This is a genomic window from Halorarum salinum, from assembly GCF_013402875.1.
GTDB lineage: Archaea > Halobacteriota > Halobacteria > Halobacteriales > Haloferacaceae > Halorarum > Halorarum salinum.
In genome coordinates, this window is record NZ_CP058579.1 from 1,354,149 (window position 1) to 1,368,815 (window position 14,667).

Here is a 14,667-nt window from a genome sequence, read left to right on the forward strand (position 1 = left end):
GGGTCGCGGTCGTCCGACGGTCGGCAGGCCGGTCGTCAGAAGCGGGGGACTACTCGTCGGGGAACACCTTCCCCGGGTTCAGGGTGCCGTTCGGGTCGAGCGCGTCCTTGATCGCTCGCATCGCGTCCACCGCGTCGCCGTGCTCCCGGCGGAGGTACGCGCGCTTGCCGCGGCCGATGCCGTGCTCGCCCGTGACGGTGCCGTCGAGTTCGAGCGCGCGCTCCACGAGGTCGTCGTAGACGCGCTCGGCGCGGGCGGACTCGTCGGGGTCGTCGTGGTCGTAGACGGCGAAGTAGTGGAGGTTGCCGTCGCCCGCGTGGCCGAACGCCGGGACGAACAGGTCGTGATCGGCGGCGGCCTCCTTCACGGCGCGGATCATCTCCGGGTAGTTCCCGATGGGAACCGTCACGTCGCCCGGGTGGCCCATCGAGGCGCCCTCCCGCCACTCGTCGGCGGCGTACGTGATGTCGCGCCTGGCGGTCCAGAGGTCGGCCATCCCGTCGCCGTCGTCCACCTCGAACGACTCGACGTCGTGGGCCGAGAACACCGCCTCGCAGAACGCCACCTCCTCGTCGACCCCGTGGTCGGCGTGGAACTCGACGAACGCCATCGGGCGCTCGGGCATGTCGGTGCCCGAGTAGTCGTTGGCGAGCGCCGCCGCGTCCGAGTCCATCAGTTCGATCTTCGCCACGTCGACGCCGGAGGTGACGGCGTCCCGGACCGCCGCGGTCGCGTCCGCGAGCGTCGGGAAGACGGCCCGCCCGCCGCGGATCTGCTCGGGGATGCCCGCGAGTCCGAGCGTCGCCCGGGTGACGACGCCGAGGGTGCCCTCGGAGCCGACGAGCAGGTCGGTGAGGTTGTAGCCGCTGGAGCTCTTGGCGGCCCCGGTCCCCGTCCCGATCACCGTCCCGTCCGCGAGGACGACCTCCAGCGCGCGGACCCAGTCGCCCACCTCGCCGTACTTCACCGTCCCCATTCCCGAGGCGTCGGTGGCGATCATGCCGCCGACCGTAGAGATGGCGCCCGAGGAGGGGAGCGGCGGGAAGGTGAGGCCGTGGCGGGCGACCCGTTCGTTCAGGTCGCCGCCGATCACGCCCGGTTCGACGTCGACCGTGAGGTCGTCGGGTCGGACCTCCAGCACGCGGTCCATCCGCGTCAGGTCGAGGCTGACGCCGCCCTCGACGGGCGTCGCGTGTGATTCGAGGCTCGTTCCGGCCGCGTACGGGGTGACGGGGACGCCGCGCTCGTCGGCCGCCGCGAGCACCGCCGACACGTCCGCGGTCGACCCCGCGAAGACGACCGCGTCCGGGTGCACCTCGTCGGCGGGCGCGGTGTCGTAACTGCCGGCGTGCGTGCCGCGGTCCGAGGGCCCCCGCGAGACCTCCCCGTCGAGCGCGAGGTCGTCGAGGAACCGGAGTTCCCGGTCGAATCCCTGGCTCATGTGGTCAGGGGGCACGCGGACGGACAAGAGGGCTCCGGTCGGTCGGATCGGCGGACGTGTCGAACGTCGTCTGAGACGCCGGGCCCGCACCCGGGGTCCGCCGGGTCAGCCAGGGACGACGGGTCCGCCGGGGACGACGGGTCCGCCGGGGACGACGGGTCCGCCGGGGACGACGGGTCCGCCGGGGACGACGGGGGCCGGGGGTTCCGGGGGTCCGGTACCGTCCCGCTTTTACTCCGGGCCGGCGATGGTCCAGGGGATGACGCGCCCGTCGGCCGCCGACCTCGACCCCGACGACCTCGGGTTCGACCACGTCCCCGAGACCGACCAGTCGTTCGAGAACGCGCTGGCGAAGGCGCGCGACGGCGTACGCCTGACGGTCGACGACGCCGTGGAACTGCTGACGACGGGCACCGACGCCGACGGGATCGGCCGGGAGCGAAAGGAACTGGTGCTGGAGGCGGCCGACCGCCGGCGCGCCGAGACGGTCGGCGACGGGGTGACGTTCGTCGCGAACCTGAACAACAACGTCACCACCGCGTGCAACACCGGCTGTCTGTTCTGCAACTTCAAGGACACCGCCCACCAGTTCGAGGCCAGGCACGAGGGCGAGCACGGCGGGTTCACCAAGACGCCCGCGGAATCGAGGGAGGCCGTCGAGGCGGGCCTCGACCGCGGCATCTACGAGGTCACCTCCGTCTCGGGGCTCCACCCCGCGTTCGCGCTGGACGACGAGCACCACGAGATGCTCGCCGGGTTCGACGAACCCGCACGCGAGGTGAACTACAAGCCGCCCGAGCGGTACGTCGTCGACCCCGGCACCTACGTCGAGCAGATGGAGGCCATGTCGGTCGGGGGCGTCCATCTCCACTCGATGACCCCCGAGGAGGCGTACCACGCCCGGCGGGGGACCGACTGGAGCTACGAGGAGGTGTACGCCGAACTCCGGGAGGCGGGCCTCGACTCGGCGCCCGGCACCGCCGCGGAGATCCTCGTCGACGAGGTCCGGGACGTCATCTGTCCCGGGAAGATCGACACGGCGGGCTGGCTGGAGGCGATGGAGGGCGCCGTCGACGCCGGCCTCGACGTGACCTCGACGATGATGTACGGCCACGTCGAGAACGAGATGCACCGCGCGATCCACCTCGAACGGCTCCGGGACCTCCAGGACCGGACCGGCGGCATCACCGAGTTCGTCCCGCTGTCGTTCGTCCACGAGCGCACCCCGCTGTTCGAGCACGGCGTCGTCTCGGGCGGCGCGAGCGACGACGAGGACGAACTGCTCATCGCGGTCGCGCGCCTGTTCCTCGACAACGTCGAGAACGTCCAGACGTCGTGGGTGAAGTACGGCGACGGGAAGGCGCTGAAGACGCTCTCGTGTGGCGCGAACGACTTCATGGGCACCATCCTCTCGGAGGAGATCACCAAGCGCGCCGGCGGGCAGTTCGGCGAATTCCGGAGCTTCGACGACTACGTGGAGATGGTGACCTCGATCGGCCGGACCCCCGTCGAGCGCTCGACCGACTACCGGACGACCCGCGAGATAGACCCGGACGAGGGCGGCCCCTTCGGCCCGACGCTCGGCCCACGGGCCGACGGGACGCCGCTTCTCACCCCGGAGGAGCGCGAGGAGCGGGCCGCGGGCGACTCCAGCGCGGTCGCCGACGACTGAACCGCGACGATTCCGACTCTCCGACGGCGACGATTCGGACGGACCGCCAGGGACGACCGGCCGACTGGCAGCCGCGGTATCAGTGTCAGTCGGGTGGCGACGCTTGACCCGACCGTCCACGGGGTGGGACTGAACGGGCCGGCTTCTGCGCTCGCGCGCCTCGCTGTGCTCCTCGTTCCGTTCGCTCCGCTCACTCCACTGCGGTGCTTGCTTCGTCGTGCTTCACGCAGAAGCCGGGGGCTTTCGAGCCTCTCTATCGGTCAGTCCGAAAACCGTACCGCCAAGGACACCGGCGACCGAGACTACCGCTTCCCGAACCGGATGCCGTCCTCGACCATCCGGAAGTTCCGCTCCCGGTCGATGCGCTCGGCCAGCCAGTCCACCTCGTACACCTGCGCCGAGAGCTCCGCACAGAGGTTCCGCCAGGCGATCGCGTAGATGGGCGACTGGCCCCACGCACGTAGCTCCGGGACGAACTCGTCGTACGTCTCCATCCGCTCCTCCAGGTGTTCGAGCAGGTCGACGGCCGCCTCGGCGGCCTCCCCCTCGTCGTCGGCCGCCTCGATGGCGGCCTCGAGCGCGGCCCGGTAGCCGGCGACGGCCCTCCGCATGTCCTCCGCGGCGGCGTCGTCCTCCTCCGGGAGCGATTCGAGCACGCCGCGGGGTACGCCGAGGTCGATGGACGCGTCCATACCTCCCGGTTCGGCCCCGGTCACAAAAGTTCGCCGTCGAGGAACGCCCGGAGGTCGCCGGCGCAGGGGGCACACAGCAGCACCCGGAGGTCGCCGTCGGGATCGATGGCGTCGACCGCGCCGTACTCCTCGCCCGGATCGATGGTCCGCCCGCAGCGGTCGCAGTCGTGCGGGCGTCGGAGCACGCCTACGCTCCGAGTTGAAGCATCGTGACGACGAGCGCGACCACGAACAGCAGGACGCCCGCGCCGGCGAGCCCGATCCGCGTGAGGTCGGCCTCGCCCGTCTCCCTGGTCGCGTACACGACCCCGGCGACGCCCACGACGGCGGCCAGCAGGACGGCGATGCTGTACACGGCGGTGAGTGCGTCGGCCATAAGTGGAGTTACACGTCCGTCGGTGTTAAAACTCGGTGTCGGAACCGCACGATCGCGGCAGTTCCGCCGCGTGACGGGTCCGAACCGACGGAACGTATTTCCGCCGGCGTCACGGACTCGCGGCCATGCGGATGGAACTGCGGGTCTGCAAGCACTGCCACGAGGGCGAGCACGGCAACCCCGACAAGACGGCGGTCACGCGGGACATGGTGACCTGCGCGGAGACGGTCCGGGAGTACAAGGACCTCATCGGCATCGACGCCATCTACATCACGAAGGTCGCCGAGGGCGACGCCGGCGGCGCGGAGGCGCTCCCGGTCGTGGTCGCCTCCATCGCGGGCGACGAGATACAGCTCTCGGACACCCAGCTCGTGATGGAGGACGACGACGGCAACATGCTGGTGTACCCCGAGCCGGCCGACGTCCTCGAGGTGCTCACGCGGAACGTCCAGCAGGCGAACACCCACACGAACAACGACGTGAGCGTCGAACTCAGCGAGGAGAGCCTGTCGCTGGGCGTCGGGACGTAGCCGACCCGGAACCGGAGCGTCGTCGCGTCGAAGGACGGTGGCGGGTCGGCGTGGGGCGTCGCCCGCTCACTCCCGCAGTTCGCCCCCGTCGGTCGCCGCCGGGGGACGCTCCTCCGACTCAAGCTGGCGCTCCCAGCGCACGCGGAGCAGGTTCCCGTACATCTGCAGGATCAGCCCGAGGAACAGCACGAAGATGCCCGCGTTGATGCCGACCGTGAGCAGCAGGTTCGTCGGGCCGCCGCCGATCACGATCTCGCGCGGCACCGGGTAGCCCTCGTCGAAGACGCTCCCCAGCAACACGGAGACGATGCCGATGACGGTGAGCGCCCCGACGATCGTCGAGGCCGCGTTCCACGACGGGGAGAGTTCGAGCCGCTCGATGCCGGTGCGGGCCTCCTCCGCTCGCTCGCCCTCCTCACCCCCGTCGGCGTGGTACTCGGGGATCATCGAGCGCGGGATGAACGCCTTCACCTCGACGGGGTAGAACGCGGGGTGGAAGCCGTGCTCGAAGATGTGGAACATCACGCCCATCAGCATGATGACCCCGAGCAGGCCGTGGAACGTGACGAACGCCATCGCCGCCGTCCGGGTCGCCATCAGCTCGATGATCCCGGACTTGCTCCAGATGAGCACCCCCGAGATCGACAGCAGCGCCAGTTCGATCGCGAAGATGAACACGACGCCCTTCCCGATGTAGGTGAGAAGCGGGATGTCGTCGGCGGTGCCGCCGGCGAACTGGCGGGCGTTCGGATGGCGCTCCTCGGCGCGCCCGAGCAGGAACTTCACGTCCTGGACCATCGCGTCGACGTCGGCCCTGCCCGGGAGGATCTCCCGGAAGTTCCCCCGGCCCGTGTCGGTCGTCACCATCATGAGCATCCAGAAGAGGACGAGCACGAGCAGCCCCGCCCCGGCGACGCGGTGGACCGCGACCACGCCGGTCGCCCCGCCCATCAGCCCGACGAGCCACCACAGCTCGTCGTTGAACATCATGCTGTAGCCGGAGAAGAACAGGACGAAGACGTCCAGCGCCAGCAGCGTGTGGAACGTCGTCGTCATGCGGGTGAATTTCCCGTGGTCGAGCTGCGTCACGGCCCGTCACCCCCGTCGCTCCGGGCCGCATCGTCCGCGGCTTCGCCGGTCGCGTCGTCAGCGGCGCCGTCCGTCTGACCGCCGGCCGCGTCGGCGGCCCGGCCGCCGTCGGCCGCGACCGTCTCGTCGGTCTCCGGGGACTCCCCCGGAGCGCGCATCCGCGCGGCGAGCCGCCGGAACGCGCCCCAGTGGAGGAACACCATGAACAGGATGAACACGCCCATGATGACGTCGGCCGCGTGGGTGATCGCGATGGCGAAGTCGAGCCAGACGATCTGGTTGCCCTCCGCCCAGTCGGCGCCGACGCCCGCGTTCGCGCCCGTGAACGTTGGATCGATGCGGAACAGTTCCTCGTAGAACGGGCCGAAGCCGCTGGCCCACCAGAGGATCGCGAGCGTCGCCACGACCGCGATCAGCGCGTTCACGGCGATTGCGGTGCCGCCGTACCCCCGCGTCTCCGGGAGGTGCTCCCGGTAGCTCACGACTCGAACACCTCGGCGTCCTCGCCGAAGATGATCTCCATCGCCCCGTCGTTGAAGAAGGTGCCGCTGCCGCGCCTGTCGAGCTCGGTGGCGATGTCGTCGGGGGTCCCGACGAGGATGGCGTCGGTCGCGCACTCCTCGGCGCAGGCGGGTCCCTTGCCGACCTCCTGGCGCTCCTCGCACATCGTGCATTTGTCCATGACGCCGCCGGCGCCGACCAGCGACGCCGCGCCCTCGTCCTCGGCGGGGAACTGCGGCGCGCCGAACGGACAGGCCGACAGGCAGTACTGGCAGCCGACACAGAGGTCGTCGCGGACCTCGACGAAGCCGTCCTCCTTCTTCACGAGCGAGTCGACCGGGCACACCGAGACGCACGGCGCGTTCTCGCAGTGGTAACACTGCATCGGGATGGACGTCTCGCCGGGCGACTGCCCCTGCCGGAGCGCCTCCGTGGCGTTGGCGTTCAGGCCGGCCGCCGCCTCCTGGCCCTCCAGCATCGTCGAGATGCTGATCCGCTGTTCGTCACGGGGGACGTCCCACGTCCGCTTGCAGGCGACCACACAGCCCCCGCAGTCGATACACGCCTCCACGTCGGGGAAGATGCGAGCGTCCTCGCCGACGGTCATGACGCCCTGTCCCATCACTTCTTTAGGTGCGTTTGACATTTTCGATCACCTCATTGGACCGCCCCGCCGTCACGGACGTCGTAGTCCTTCTGCCTCCCGAAGCCCTCGCGGTCCTGCGGGAAGTCGATCTCGGCGTCCATGTTGAGTTCCTCCAGGAGTTCCTGGGTCGCCGGTTGCACCTTGACCAGCGCCGCCTTCGTCTCCTGCATCTGCGTCTCGACGTCGTAGCCCCGCGAGGTGATGCTGTTGACGCTGTCGCCGATGGCGAACGGCGCGTGGCCGTCGGGGTACTGGTCCTCCAGGCTCTTCCCCTGGAAGACGCCGCCCCAGTGGAACGGGAGGAAGACCTCCCGGTCGTTGGGACGGTCCGTCACCCGCGCCTTCACGAGCACCGACCCGCGGTCGGTGGTGGAGACGACGACGAGGTCGCCCCCGTCGACGCCGAGATCATCGGCCATGTTCGGGTGGATCTCGGCGTACATGTGCGGCTGCAGGTCCGCGAGGAACACGTTCGAACGCGACTCCGAGCCGCCGCCCTGGTGTTCGACCTGCCGGCCCGTGGTCATGATGACGTCCATGCCCTGGTCGGCCGCGGCCGCGGTCGCCTGCTCCTGCTCCGCCGCGTTGTTCTGGTCGAGCCGGTAGAAGTTCTGCTGCTGGCCGTTGGCCGGCCACTGTTCGACGAGGTCGGGCCGCGGGCTCTCGATCGGCTCGCGGTGCACCGGCACCTTGTCCAGGAAGCTCCACACGACCGCGCGGGCCCGCCCGCGTCCCGTGGGCGGGTCCGGCTGCGGGAAGTCGTACTGCTCCCACTCGCTCAGGGGCATGCCGAGGTCCTCCTCGGTCTTGATCCCCTGCTCGACCAGGTCGCGCGCGGCGTCGTACACCGACCTGTTCGGGTCGAGCGCGTACTCGAACGGCAGCGGGAGCGCGTCCGAGTTGCTCGGGTCCGGCGGCATCGTCGTCTTCCAGCCCGGGTACTCCGGGATGCCGCGGATCTCCCCGTCGGCCCAGTCGGGTTCGTAGGGGTCACGGAGCAGGTTCAGCCCCTCCTGGCCCTGTTGGTTCACCGTCTCCCGTAACGGGTACTCCTCCGAGGACATGCTGCTCCACTCCTCGGGGGTGGGCGCCTGGACGCCCCACCTGGTCCGGAAGTCCTGGCCGCCGTCGTTCGGATCCAGGTCGTCGTTCCAGATGATCGGCGTCCCCGGGTGGCCCTCGCCCCAGCACGGCCACGGGAGCATCCAGTAGTCGCCCGAGACAGGTAGCCCGGGCGCGTCGGCCCGGGTGGTCTCGGTGGAGAACGCCCAGTCGTACTCCAGGTGCTGCTGGAGGCGCTCGGGGTCCTGCCGGTAGCCGATGGTCATCGTCCCGAGGTTGATCTCGCGCAGGCAGTCCTCGTACGTCGAGCGCCCGCTGTAGAGGTCGGGGCCGGTGCCCCAGTCGAAGTGCTCGCCGAAGCCGAGCCGGTCCGCCAGCTCCTGCATGATCTGCATGTCCGGCTTCGTGTTGTGGCTCGGCGGCCGGACCGGTTCGGACCACTGCACCGCCCGGTGCGAGTTCGTGACCGAGCGGTAGTGCTCGTACTGGCTCGCGCAGGGCAGGAGGATGACCCCGTCGTCGCGGTCCGCGAGGACGCTGGCGAGCGACGGGAACAGGTCCACGACGACCAGCAGGTCGAGTTGCTCCATCGCCTGCTTCATCCGGCGCATCTCGCTGATCGAGTTCGTCGAGTGTCCCCAGAAGAACGCGATCTTGACCTCGTCGGGCTGGTAGAGCGGCGTCTCCTGGAGCCGGTCCTCCTGGGAGAGCGCCGCCTCGAACCAGCGGGCGACGGTGAGCCCGTTCTGGAACATCATCGACCGCTCGCTCGGGAACGAGTCGTCGACCGAGTCCGCGTCCGACTGGCGGAGGTAGAGGTCCTCCGGCATCAGCTCGAACCGGTCGTACAGGTCCTCGAAGCTCGTCGAGCCGCTCGTGTACGGGCTCGTGTCCCAGACGTCTGCCCACCACGAGTAGCCGCCCGGATCGAGCCCGTAGTAGCCCGGCAGGATGTGGCTCGCCACGCCGAGGTCGGTCGCGCCTTGGACGTTCGAGTGCCCGCGCATCACCTGGAGGCCGCCGCCGGAACGGGCGGCGCTCCCCGACGCGAGCGAGGTCAGCGCGTACGAGCGGATGTTCTGGGTGCCGTTGTTGTGCTGGGTGCCGCCCATCGCCCACTCGATCTGGACGTTGGGCTTGTTCTCGATGATGAGGTCGCCGAGCGCCTCCAGGTCGGACCTGCTGATCCAGGTGATGTCCGCGACGGTGTCGAGGTCGTAGCGGTCGAGTTCGGCCTCGGCGTCGGGCCAGCCCATGACCCGCTCGCTCAGCATGTTCTGCCCGGAGTCGTCGCTGCCGTCGATCGCGAGTTCGCCCCGGTCGCGCAGGTACCGGACGAGCCCCATCATCAGGGCGACGTCGGTTCCGGGTCGCAGCCGGAAGAAGTGGTCCGCGTGCGCCGACGTCTTCGTGTACCGCGGGTCGACGGAGACGATGGTGCCGCCCCGCTTCTGTCCCTCCAGGATGTGCTGCATCGCGATCGGGTGGGCCTCCGCGGGGTTCTGCCCGATGATGATGAGGAGATCCTCGTTGCGGTAGTCGTTCATCGAGTTCGTCATCGCCCCGTAGCCCCACGTGTTCGCGAGGCCCGTCACCGTCGTCGAGTGGCAGATGCGCGCCTGGTGGTCGATGTTGTTCGTCCCCATGAACGCCGCGAGCTTCCGGATCGCGTAGCACTCCTCGTTCGCGTGGTGGGCGCTCCCGAGGAGCATGACGCTGTCGCGGCTGTGCTCCTCCCACACGCGCTCGATCTCTGAGGCGATCTCGTCGTACGCCCGATCCCAGGAGATCTTCTGCCACTCGCCGTCCACCTTCTGCATGGGGTGTTTCAGCCGCCGTTCGGAGTGCTCGCTCCCGTAGATAGCGGCCCCCTTCGAACAGAGCGACCCGTTGTTCACGGGGTGTTCGTGCCAGGGCTCCTGGCCCACGAACGCGTTGCCGGTCCGCTCGCCGCGGAACCCGCACCCGACGGCACAGAAGTTGCAGATGGTCTTGGTCAGTTCCCCGTCCGTGTCGGTCCCGTCGGTCTCGTCGTCGGACTGTGCGAGCGCGTGCCCGGCGCCGCCGCCGCCGAGCGCCACCGCCCCCGCGAGCGCGCTCGCTTTCACGAACGTCCGCCGGTCGAGGTCGAGGGAGACTGGTTCGGTGCTCATGCGCCCCCGTCGTCCCTCCACGCTGTCGGTTGCATGGTGCTAACTACCCACACGACTAATTGTAATACACGTACATTAAGATGGGGGACGGACTCCCCCCGGATCTGCGCCGTCGGAGGCCGCTGTTTACCGGGTTCCTCCTCGAACGGGACGATTGACGACCGGTTCCGGAGGCGAACGAATCGATCGGGAAGCTGTTCGATGAAACTCATTTCCCCGCAAGGCATATCACCGTGCTATGAGCTAGCAGTTACGATGAACACCGGGGCGTTCGCCTGCGCGTGTGGCGGGACGTGCGACGTCGACCTGGAGGCCGTCCGCGAGGGCGTGCGCGACGTCGAGGTGGCCGCGAGTTCGCGGCTCCTCTGTCGGGACGGGCTGGACTCGATGGCCCACGTGATCGACGAGTACGACCTCGACCAGCTCCTCGTCACGGCCGTCGACGGGGGCTGCAAGGACCGAATCAGGGCGGTCGCCGAGGAGCAGGGGCTCCACCCCGACGCCACCGCGTTCGTGGACCACCGCGAGGGGGCGGCCTGGGTCCACGACGGACCCGAGGCCACCGACAAGGTCGCGCGGCTGCTCAACGCCGCGAACGCGGGGCTCCGGGCGGAAGCCGTCTCCCGGACCGTCTCGCGCGACGCGGGCGAGCGCGTGGCGGTGATCGGCGACCCCGAGACCGCGGCGACGCTCTCGGACACCGCCGACGTGACGCTCGTGGCCGACGGGAGGGACTTCTCCGGCGCGGACGGCCTGGGGGACGTGACCGTCGAGCGCGGCCGCGTGACGGCCGTCGAGGGGTCGTTCGGCGGGTTCGAACTCACGCTGGCCGCGCGGGTCACCGACGACTGCATCGGTTGCATGGAGTGCGTCCGCGAGGGGCCCGAGGGGAAGGTGACGGCCCGCCCCGTCGACGTCGACCCCGACGCCCCGGGCGGCGAGTGGGTCGACGTCTGCCCGACCGACGCGATCGACCTCGACGGCGTGACGCGTCGCCTGAGCGTCGACCAGGTGATCCACCCGGCGGGCGACTCGGGGGCGCGGGGCGGCCGGGTCGGCTACTACACCGGCCCCGTCGACGGCGCGACGATCGCGGCCGTCGAGTCGCACCTCGGCGGCGTCGAGAAGCCGGAGTTCCTCGACCTGGAGATGGACGTCTGCGCGGCGGGCGCCTCCAGCCAGGAGGGCTGTACCGCCTGCACCGACGCCTGCCCGCACGACGCCGTCGACCGTCCGGCGGTCGACCGCGTCGAGTTCGACCCGATCGCCTGCCAGAACTGCGGGGCCTGCACGAGCGCCTGTCCGACCGGCGCGACCATGCTGCGGGAACCCTCGAACGAGCGCATCGCCCGCGAGGTGGAGGCGTCGCTGAGAACCGAGGAGTCGGGGGGCTGGCTCCCCTGGCGGGGGTCCGAGGGGATCGGGACGCCGGTGGTCGCGTTCGTCTGCTCGGAGCGCGCCCGCGAGCGGTTGCGCGAGTACGGGCGCCGCGCCGCGCGCGGCGAGGACGGCCGGTACCCGCCGGTCCTCCCCGTGTCCGTGAACTGCACCGACACCGTGGGCGAACCCCACGTCGTGCACGCGCTGGCGGCCGGCGCCGACGGCGTCGCGGTGGTCGGCTGCGGGGACGCGTGCCTCCACTCGGGTCCCGACCCGAAGGCCGCGCTGGTCGAACGGTGCAACCGGGCGACGGCCGACCTCGGGCTGGGCGAGCGCGTCGCCTTCCTCGCCCCGGGGGACGACCCGGCCGCGTTCGCCGCCGAACTCGCGGGGTTCGTCGACGGACTCGACGATTCGCCGGTCCCCGCCGGCGAGCACGAGGCGACGGGCCGGATCGACGAACCGACCGCCGGCGGCGTAGGCGGGTCGCCCGCGGTCCAGGCCGACGGGGGTCGCCCGAACCCGACGTTCGACGGCCACGGTTGGACGCTCGAGTCGGTGCGGACGATCCTCCGGCACGTCGACCCCGAGCGGGACGTGATCCGCGGCCTCTCCGACTTCGGCAGCATGGAGGTGAGCGACGCCTGCAACCTGACGCCGACCTGCTCGAACCTCTGTCCGACCGACGCCGTCCGCCGCACCGACGGGGGGAACCTCGAGTTCAACCACGAACTGTGCGTCAACTGCGGCCTCTGCGAGGAGGGCTGTCCCGAGACCGCGATCACGATGCGCGACGGCCTGGACCTCTCGCTGCTCCCGGAGCGCCGGGACGGCGACCCGTGGGTGACCGTCCACGACGGCGAGATGCTGGAGTGCGTCCGATGCGGGGAGCCGTTCACGAGCGTCGGCTCCGCCGAGAAGGTGCAGGCCGAGGTGGGCGACCTCGTGGAGGGCGTCGTGCCCGGGGGCGAGCACAGCGTCTTCGAGTACTGCGGCGACTGTCGGACCAGCCTGCTCTTCGGGGGTGGGGCGGGCCGATGAACGAGGACGAGATCCACGAGGCGCGCGTCGAGGTCGTGGACTTCCTGATCGAGGCGTTCTGGGACGTCCCGGGCGAGGGGTTCGTCGAGCGCCTGCTCGGCGACGGGATCGTCCTCCCCGCCGATCCGGTGAACGACCCCATGGACGAGGGGTTCGAGATGCTCCGGCGGTGGCGCGACGCCCACCGGGGGGAGCCGGTCGAGGAGGTCCACGAGGCGCTCGAACGCGAGTACACCTCGCTGTTCGTCGGCCCGCGTCCGCCGGTGCTCCCCCACGAGACGTACTACCGGGACGACACCGACTTCATCGGGAAGGGGCTCGCGGAGGTGGAGGCGAGCTACTCCGCCGCGGGCTGGTCGCCCCCGGAGGAGTACCCGGAGGAGAACGACTTCGTCGCAGTGGAACTCGCGTTCCTCCGGCACCTCGTCGGGGTCCAGCGGGACGAGCGCGAGGAGTCGTTCGGCTACGAGCGCGTGTTCCTGGACGAGCACCTGACGCAGTGGGTCGACGCGTTCGTCGCCGACCTGCGCGAGGAGGCCGACCCCGGGCTCTTCCTCGCAGCCGGGCTGATCCTCGCGGGGCTCGTCGAGTTCGAGGACGAACTGGTCGCGCAGGTCGTGGCCGGCTAGGCGCGCGATCGCACGGACCGGGGACGCGCGACTGCTCGCGGAGCGTGGGGGAAGACGTGCGGAACCCAACACGCCCCGCTACGGGACGGTAGCGCGTCGCCGGACGGAAAACGGGTTACTCCTCCTCGGCCTCGCGTTCGAGGAAGTCGAACCTGATCTCCCCGTCGACCTCGCCGTCGTTTATCTCGTTCGGCCGGACGCCGTGGTCCCACACCTCGAAGCCGTTGTACTTCTCCGTGGCGCCCTTCGGCCGCCAGCCGCTGTCCTTGTGTGTCATAGGTATCCGTTCACACGTACCGCACTTAGTCCTATCGCGGCTTCCGCGGGCCGGCGGCGCTGGAGTCCCGTCGACCGTTCCCCGTCGACCGTTCGAGTTCCCGCCCCCGGACGCGGAGCTCAGAACGACACTCCCCGGTCGGAGTCGAACGCGACGGTCCACGTCGTCTGTTCGTCACACTCGGGACAGTGCTGGCGCAGTTCGGTCCGCTCGAAGGTGCCGACGTCGGCCAGCAGGCCGCAGTTGGCACACTCGAAGTACGGCATCTACGCCACGGGCGAGCGCCCGACGGTGGCCGGAAACCGTTCCAGGACGGCCGGAGTTCGTTCGGATGTGGTTCGAGCGTCCATCGGCATCGTTCCCCACGAAGTAGCGCCCCGGGTCGCATAAAACCGCCCCCCGGCGAGTTCGACAGCGTTCCGTGGGCGACTTCGGGTTCCGTTCGCCGGGGACCCCTACCGGTCGCTCTCGCCCGCCACCCACACGACCACGAACCCCGCGACGAGCGAACACGCGGCGAACGCGAGCACCAGCGGCGTCCCGAGCGCCATCGCCCGCTCCATCCGGAAGTACCACGTCCACGTCTGGACCGACTCGGCGCCGACCGCGACGACCGCGACCGCGGAGACGGAGAGCACCAGCCCCAGGAACGACAGCGCCGCGAACCCGCGGGCGAGCGACGCGACGCGCGGGCTACGCATCGAACGCCCTCCGGGCGACCAGCGAGGTCAGCACCAGCGGCACGAGGACGGCCGTCTGGACGCCGATGAAGATCCCCATGTAGCTGATCGTCGACTCGAGGTGGATCGCCCAGTGCCAGGTGCCCTTCACCTCCGCGATGACCGCGACCGTGCCGACCGCGAGCACCGACAGCCCGACGAGCGCCGCCAGGACGAACTCCGCCACCCTGACGTAGTACAGGGCGCGCCGCCACGACGCGCCGCCCGGGTCCGACTCGACCGCCGCGGCGGTCCCGTTGCTCACCGCTCACCACCCCCCGACGGGCGGCCCGTGACGTACGACCGGTAGGCGTCGTAGGCCGCGACCACGAGCACCAGCGTCCCGACGGCGATGAGCGCCAGCGCGGGCCCCAGCGCGAGCGGCAGGTCCGAGAGGACGTGCAGCAGGATGCCCATGTGAAGGAGTGACTAGCTCGCGTGACCATAGGGGTTGCGCCC

17 protein-coding genes are annotated in these 14,667 nt (G+C 70.3%); 4 read left to right on the forward strand and 13 right to left on the reverse strand.

All coding sequences use genetic code 11. The features are described from left to right. Positions 1 to 49: 49 nt before the first annotated feature. Positions 50 to 1,441: an FAD-binding oxidoreductase gene (locus HUG12_RS06415; protein ID WP_179267972.1), complete on the reverse strand. Its 1,392-nt coding sequence runs from the start codon at positions 1,439 to 1,441 to the stop codon at positions 50 to 52. Positions 1,442 to 1,700: 259 nt separating this feature from the next. On the opposite strand from HUG12_RS06415, the gene cofH reads away from it, so the two are divergent. Continuing rightward, positions 1,701 to 3,113 (forward strand): 7,8-didemethyl-8-hydroxy-5-deazariboflavin synthase subunit CofH, encoded by a 1,413-nt coding sequence (gene cofH / locus HUG12_RS06420; RefSeq protein WP_179267973.1) that lies wholly within the window; start codon positions 1,701 to 1,703, stop codon positions 3,111 to 3,113. A gap of 302 nt (positions 3,114 to 3,415) precedes the next feature. On the opposite strand, the gene HUG12_RS06425 is transcribed toward cofH, so the two are convergent. From HUG12_RS06425 to HUG12_RS06435, 3 genes are read right to left on the reverse strand one after another with little or no spacing between them, the layout of a single operon-like run. Further along, a complete protein-coding gene (locus HUG12_RS06425; RefSeq protein ID WP_179267974.1) occupies positions 3,416 to 3,805 on the reverse strand; it encodes a hypothetical protein in 390 nt (129 codons plus the stop codon). A 20-nt stretch (positions 3,806 to 3,825) separates the two neighbouring features. After that, positions 3,826 to 3,990 carry a hypothetical protein gene (locus HUG12_RS06430; protein ID WP_179267975.1) on the reverse strand — a complete coding sequence of 55 codons (165 nt, stop codon included), beginning with the start codon at positions 3,988 to 3,990 and terminating at the stop codon, positions 3,826 to 3,828. A gap of 2 nt (positions 3,991 to 3,992) precedes the next feature. Further along, positions 3,993 to 4,181: a hypothetical protein gene (locus tag HUG12_RS06435; RefSeq protein WP_179267976.1), complete on the reverse strand. Its 189-nt coding sequence runs from the start codon at positions 4,179 to 4,181 to the stop codon at positions 3,993 to 3,995. A gap of 125 nt (positions 4,182 to 4,306) precedes the next feature. Between HUG12_RS06435 and HUG12_RS06440 the strand changes: the two genes are divergently transcribed. Further along, the gene (locus tag HUG12_RS06440) at positions 4,307 to 4,711 is read left to right on the forward strand and encodes a hypothetical protein (protein WP_179267977.1); all 405 of its coding nucleotides are present in this window, start codon (positions 4,307 to 4,309) and stop codon (positions 4,709 to 4,711) included. Positions 4,712 to 4,777: 66 nt separating this feature from the next. Here the strand turns inward: HUG12_RS06440 and HUG12_RS06445 are convergent, their stop codons facing one another. From HUG12_RS06445 to HUG12_RS06460, 4 genes are read right to left on the reverse strand one after another with little or no spacing between them, the layout of a single operon-like run. Continuing rightward, entirely contained in the window at positions 4,778 to 5,800 is a 1,023-nt protein-coding gene (locus HUG12_RS06445) for a cytochrome b/b6 domain-containing protein (RefSeq protein ID WP_179267978.1), read from the reverse strand. Next, entirely contained in the window at positions 5,797 to 6,282 is a 486-nt protein-coding gene (locus HUG12_RS06450) for a hypothetical protein (protein ID WP_218836411.1), read from the reverse strand. Before HUG12_RS06450 ends, HUG12_RS06445 begins: the two co-directional genes overlap by 4 nt. After that, positions 6,279 to 6,923: a 4Fe-4S dicluster domain-containing protein gene (locus tag HUG12_RS06455; RefSeq protein ID WP_179270586.1), complete on the reverse strand. Its 645-nt coding sequence runs from the start codon at positions 6,921 to 6,923 to the stop codon at positions 6,279 to 6,281. The genes HUG12_RS06450 and HUG12_RS06455 overlap by 4 nt, the downstream gene beginning before the upstream one ends. A gap of 35 nt (positions 6,924 to 6,958) precedes the next feature. After that, on the reverse strand, positions 6,959 to 10,162 hold the full coding sequence (locus HUG12_RS06460) for a formate dehydrogenase subunit alpha (protein WP_179267979.1): 3,204 nt from the start codon (positions 10,160 to 10,162) through the stop codon (positions 6,959 to 6,961). Between the two features lie 255 nt (positions 10,163 to 10,417). Between HUG12_RS06460 and HUG12_RS06465 the strand changes: the two genes are divergently transcribed. After that, positions 10,418 to 12,583 (forward strand): 4Fe-4S dicluster domain-containing protein, encoded by a 2,166-nt coding sequence (locus tag HUG12_RS06465; RefSeq protein ID WP_179267980.1) that lies wholly within the window; start codon positions 10,418 to 10,420, stop codon positions 12,581 to 12,583. Further along, the gene (locus HUG12_RS06470; RefSeq protein ID WP_179267981.1) at positions 12,580 to 13,212 is read left to right on the forward strand and encodes a TorD/DmsD family molecular chaperone; all 633 of its coding nucleotides are present in this window, start codon (positions 12,580 to 12,582) and stop codon (positions 13,210 to 13,212) included. The genes HUG12_RS06465 and HUG12_RS06470 overlap by 4 nt, the downstream gene beginning before the upstream one ends. 115 nt (positions 13,213 to 13,327) lie before the next feature. Here HUG12_RS06470 and HUG12_RS06475 read toward each other — a convergent pair whose 3' ends face one another. The 5 genes from HUG12_RS06475 to HUG12_RS06495 all read right to left on the reverse strand — a co-directional run bounded on the left by HUG12_RS06475 (position 13,328) and on the right by HUG12_RS06495 (position 14,625). Continuing rightward, positions 13,328 to 13,489, reverse strand: coding sequence for a hypothetical protein (locus tag HUG12_RS06475; protein ID WP_179267982.1), 162 nt, complete (start codon positions 13,487 to 13,489; stop codon positions 13,328 to 13,330). Positions 13,490 to 13,608: 119 nt separating this feature from the next. After that, on the reverse strand, positions 13,609 to 13,755 hold the full coding sequence (locus tag HUG12_RS06480; protein WP_179267983.1) for a hypothetical protein: 147 nt from the start codon (positions 13,753 to 13,755) through the stop codon (positions 13,609 to 13,611). A 189-nt stretch (positions 13,756 to 13,944) separates the two neighbouring features. Beyond that, positions 13,945 to 14,190, reverse strand: coding sequence for a hypothetical protein (locus HUG12_RS06485; RefSeq protein ID WP_179267984.1), 246 nt, complete (start codon positions 14,188 to 14,190; stop codon positions 13,945 to 13,947). Further along, entirely contained in the window at positions 14,183 to 14,473 is a 291-nt protein-coding gene (locus HUG12_RS06490) for a hypothetical protein (RefSeq protein WP_218836413.1), read from the reverse strand. The genes HUG12_RS06485 and HUG12_RS06490 overlap by 8 nt, the downstream gene beginning before the upstream one ends. Continuing rightward, positions 14,470 to 14,625, reverse strand: a complete 156-nt coding sequence (locus tag HUG12_RS06495) for a hypothetical protein (RefSeq protein ID WP_179267985.1) — start codon at positions 14,623 to 14,625, stop codon at positions 14,470 to 14,472. The genes HUG12_RS06490 and HUG12_RS06495 overlap by 4 nt, the downstream gene beginning before the upstream one ends. Between the last annotated feature and the right edge of the window lie 42 nt (positions 14,626 to 14,667).

Coding starts and splice junctions, on each gene's coding strand:
- HUG12_RS06415 (WP_179267972.1), bottom strand. CDS start 1,441: ATGAGCCAGGGATTCGACCGGGAACTCCGGTTCCTCGACGACCTCGCG.
- cofH (WP_179267973.1), top strand. CDS start 1,701: ATGACGCGCCCGTCGGCCGCCGACCTCGACCCCGACGACCTCGGGTTC.
- HUG12_RS06425 (WP_179267974.1), bottom strand. CDS start 3,805: ATGGACGCGTCCATCGACCTCGGCGTACCCCGCGGCGTGCTCGAATCG.
- HUG12_RS06435 (WP_179267976.1), bottom strand. CDS start 4,181: ATGGCCGACGCACTCACCGCCGTGTACAGCATCGCCGTCCTGCTGGCC.
- HUG12_RS06440 (WP_179267977.1), top strand. CDS start 4,307: ATGCGGATGGAACTGCGGGTCTGCAAGCACTGCCACGAGGGCGAGCAC.
- HUG12_RS06455 (WP_179270586.1), bottom strand. CDS start 6,923: ATGGGACAGGGCGTCATGACCGTCGGCGAGGACGCTCGCATCTTCCCC.
- HUG12_RS06460 (WP_179267979.1), bottom strand. CDS start 10,162: ATGAGCACCGAACCAGTCTCCCTCGACCTCGACCGGCGGACGTTCGTG.
- HUG12_RS06465 (WP_179267980.1), top strand. CDS start 10,418: ATGAACACCGGGGCGTTCGCCTGCGCGTGTGGCGGGACGTGCGACGTC.
- HUG12_RS06470 (WP_179267981.1), top strand. CDS start 12,580: ATGAACGAGGACGAGATCCACGAGGCGCGCGTCGAGGTCGTGGACTTC.
- HUG12_RS06475 (WP_179267982.1), bottom strand. CDS start 13,489: ATGACACACAAGGACAGCGGCTGGCGGCCGAAGGGCGCCACGGAGAAG.
- HUG12_RS06480 (WP_179267983.1), bottom strand. CDS start 13,755: ATGCCGTACTTCGAGTGTGCCAACTGCGGCCTGCTGGCCGACGTCGGC.
- HUG12_RS06485 (WP_179267984.1), bottom strand. CDS start 14,190: ATGCGTAGCCCGCGCGTCGCGTCGCTCGCCCGCGGGTTCGCGGCGCTG.
- HUG12_RS06495 (WP_179267985.1), bottom strand. CDS start 14,625: ATGGGCATCCTGCTGCACGTCCTCTCGGACCTGCCGCTCGCGCTGGGG.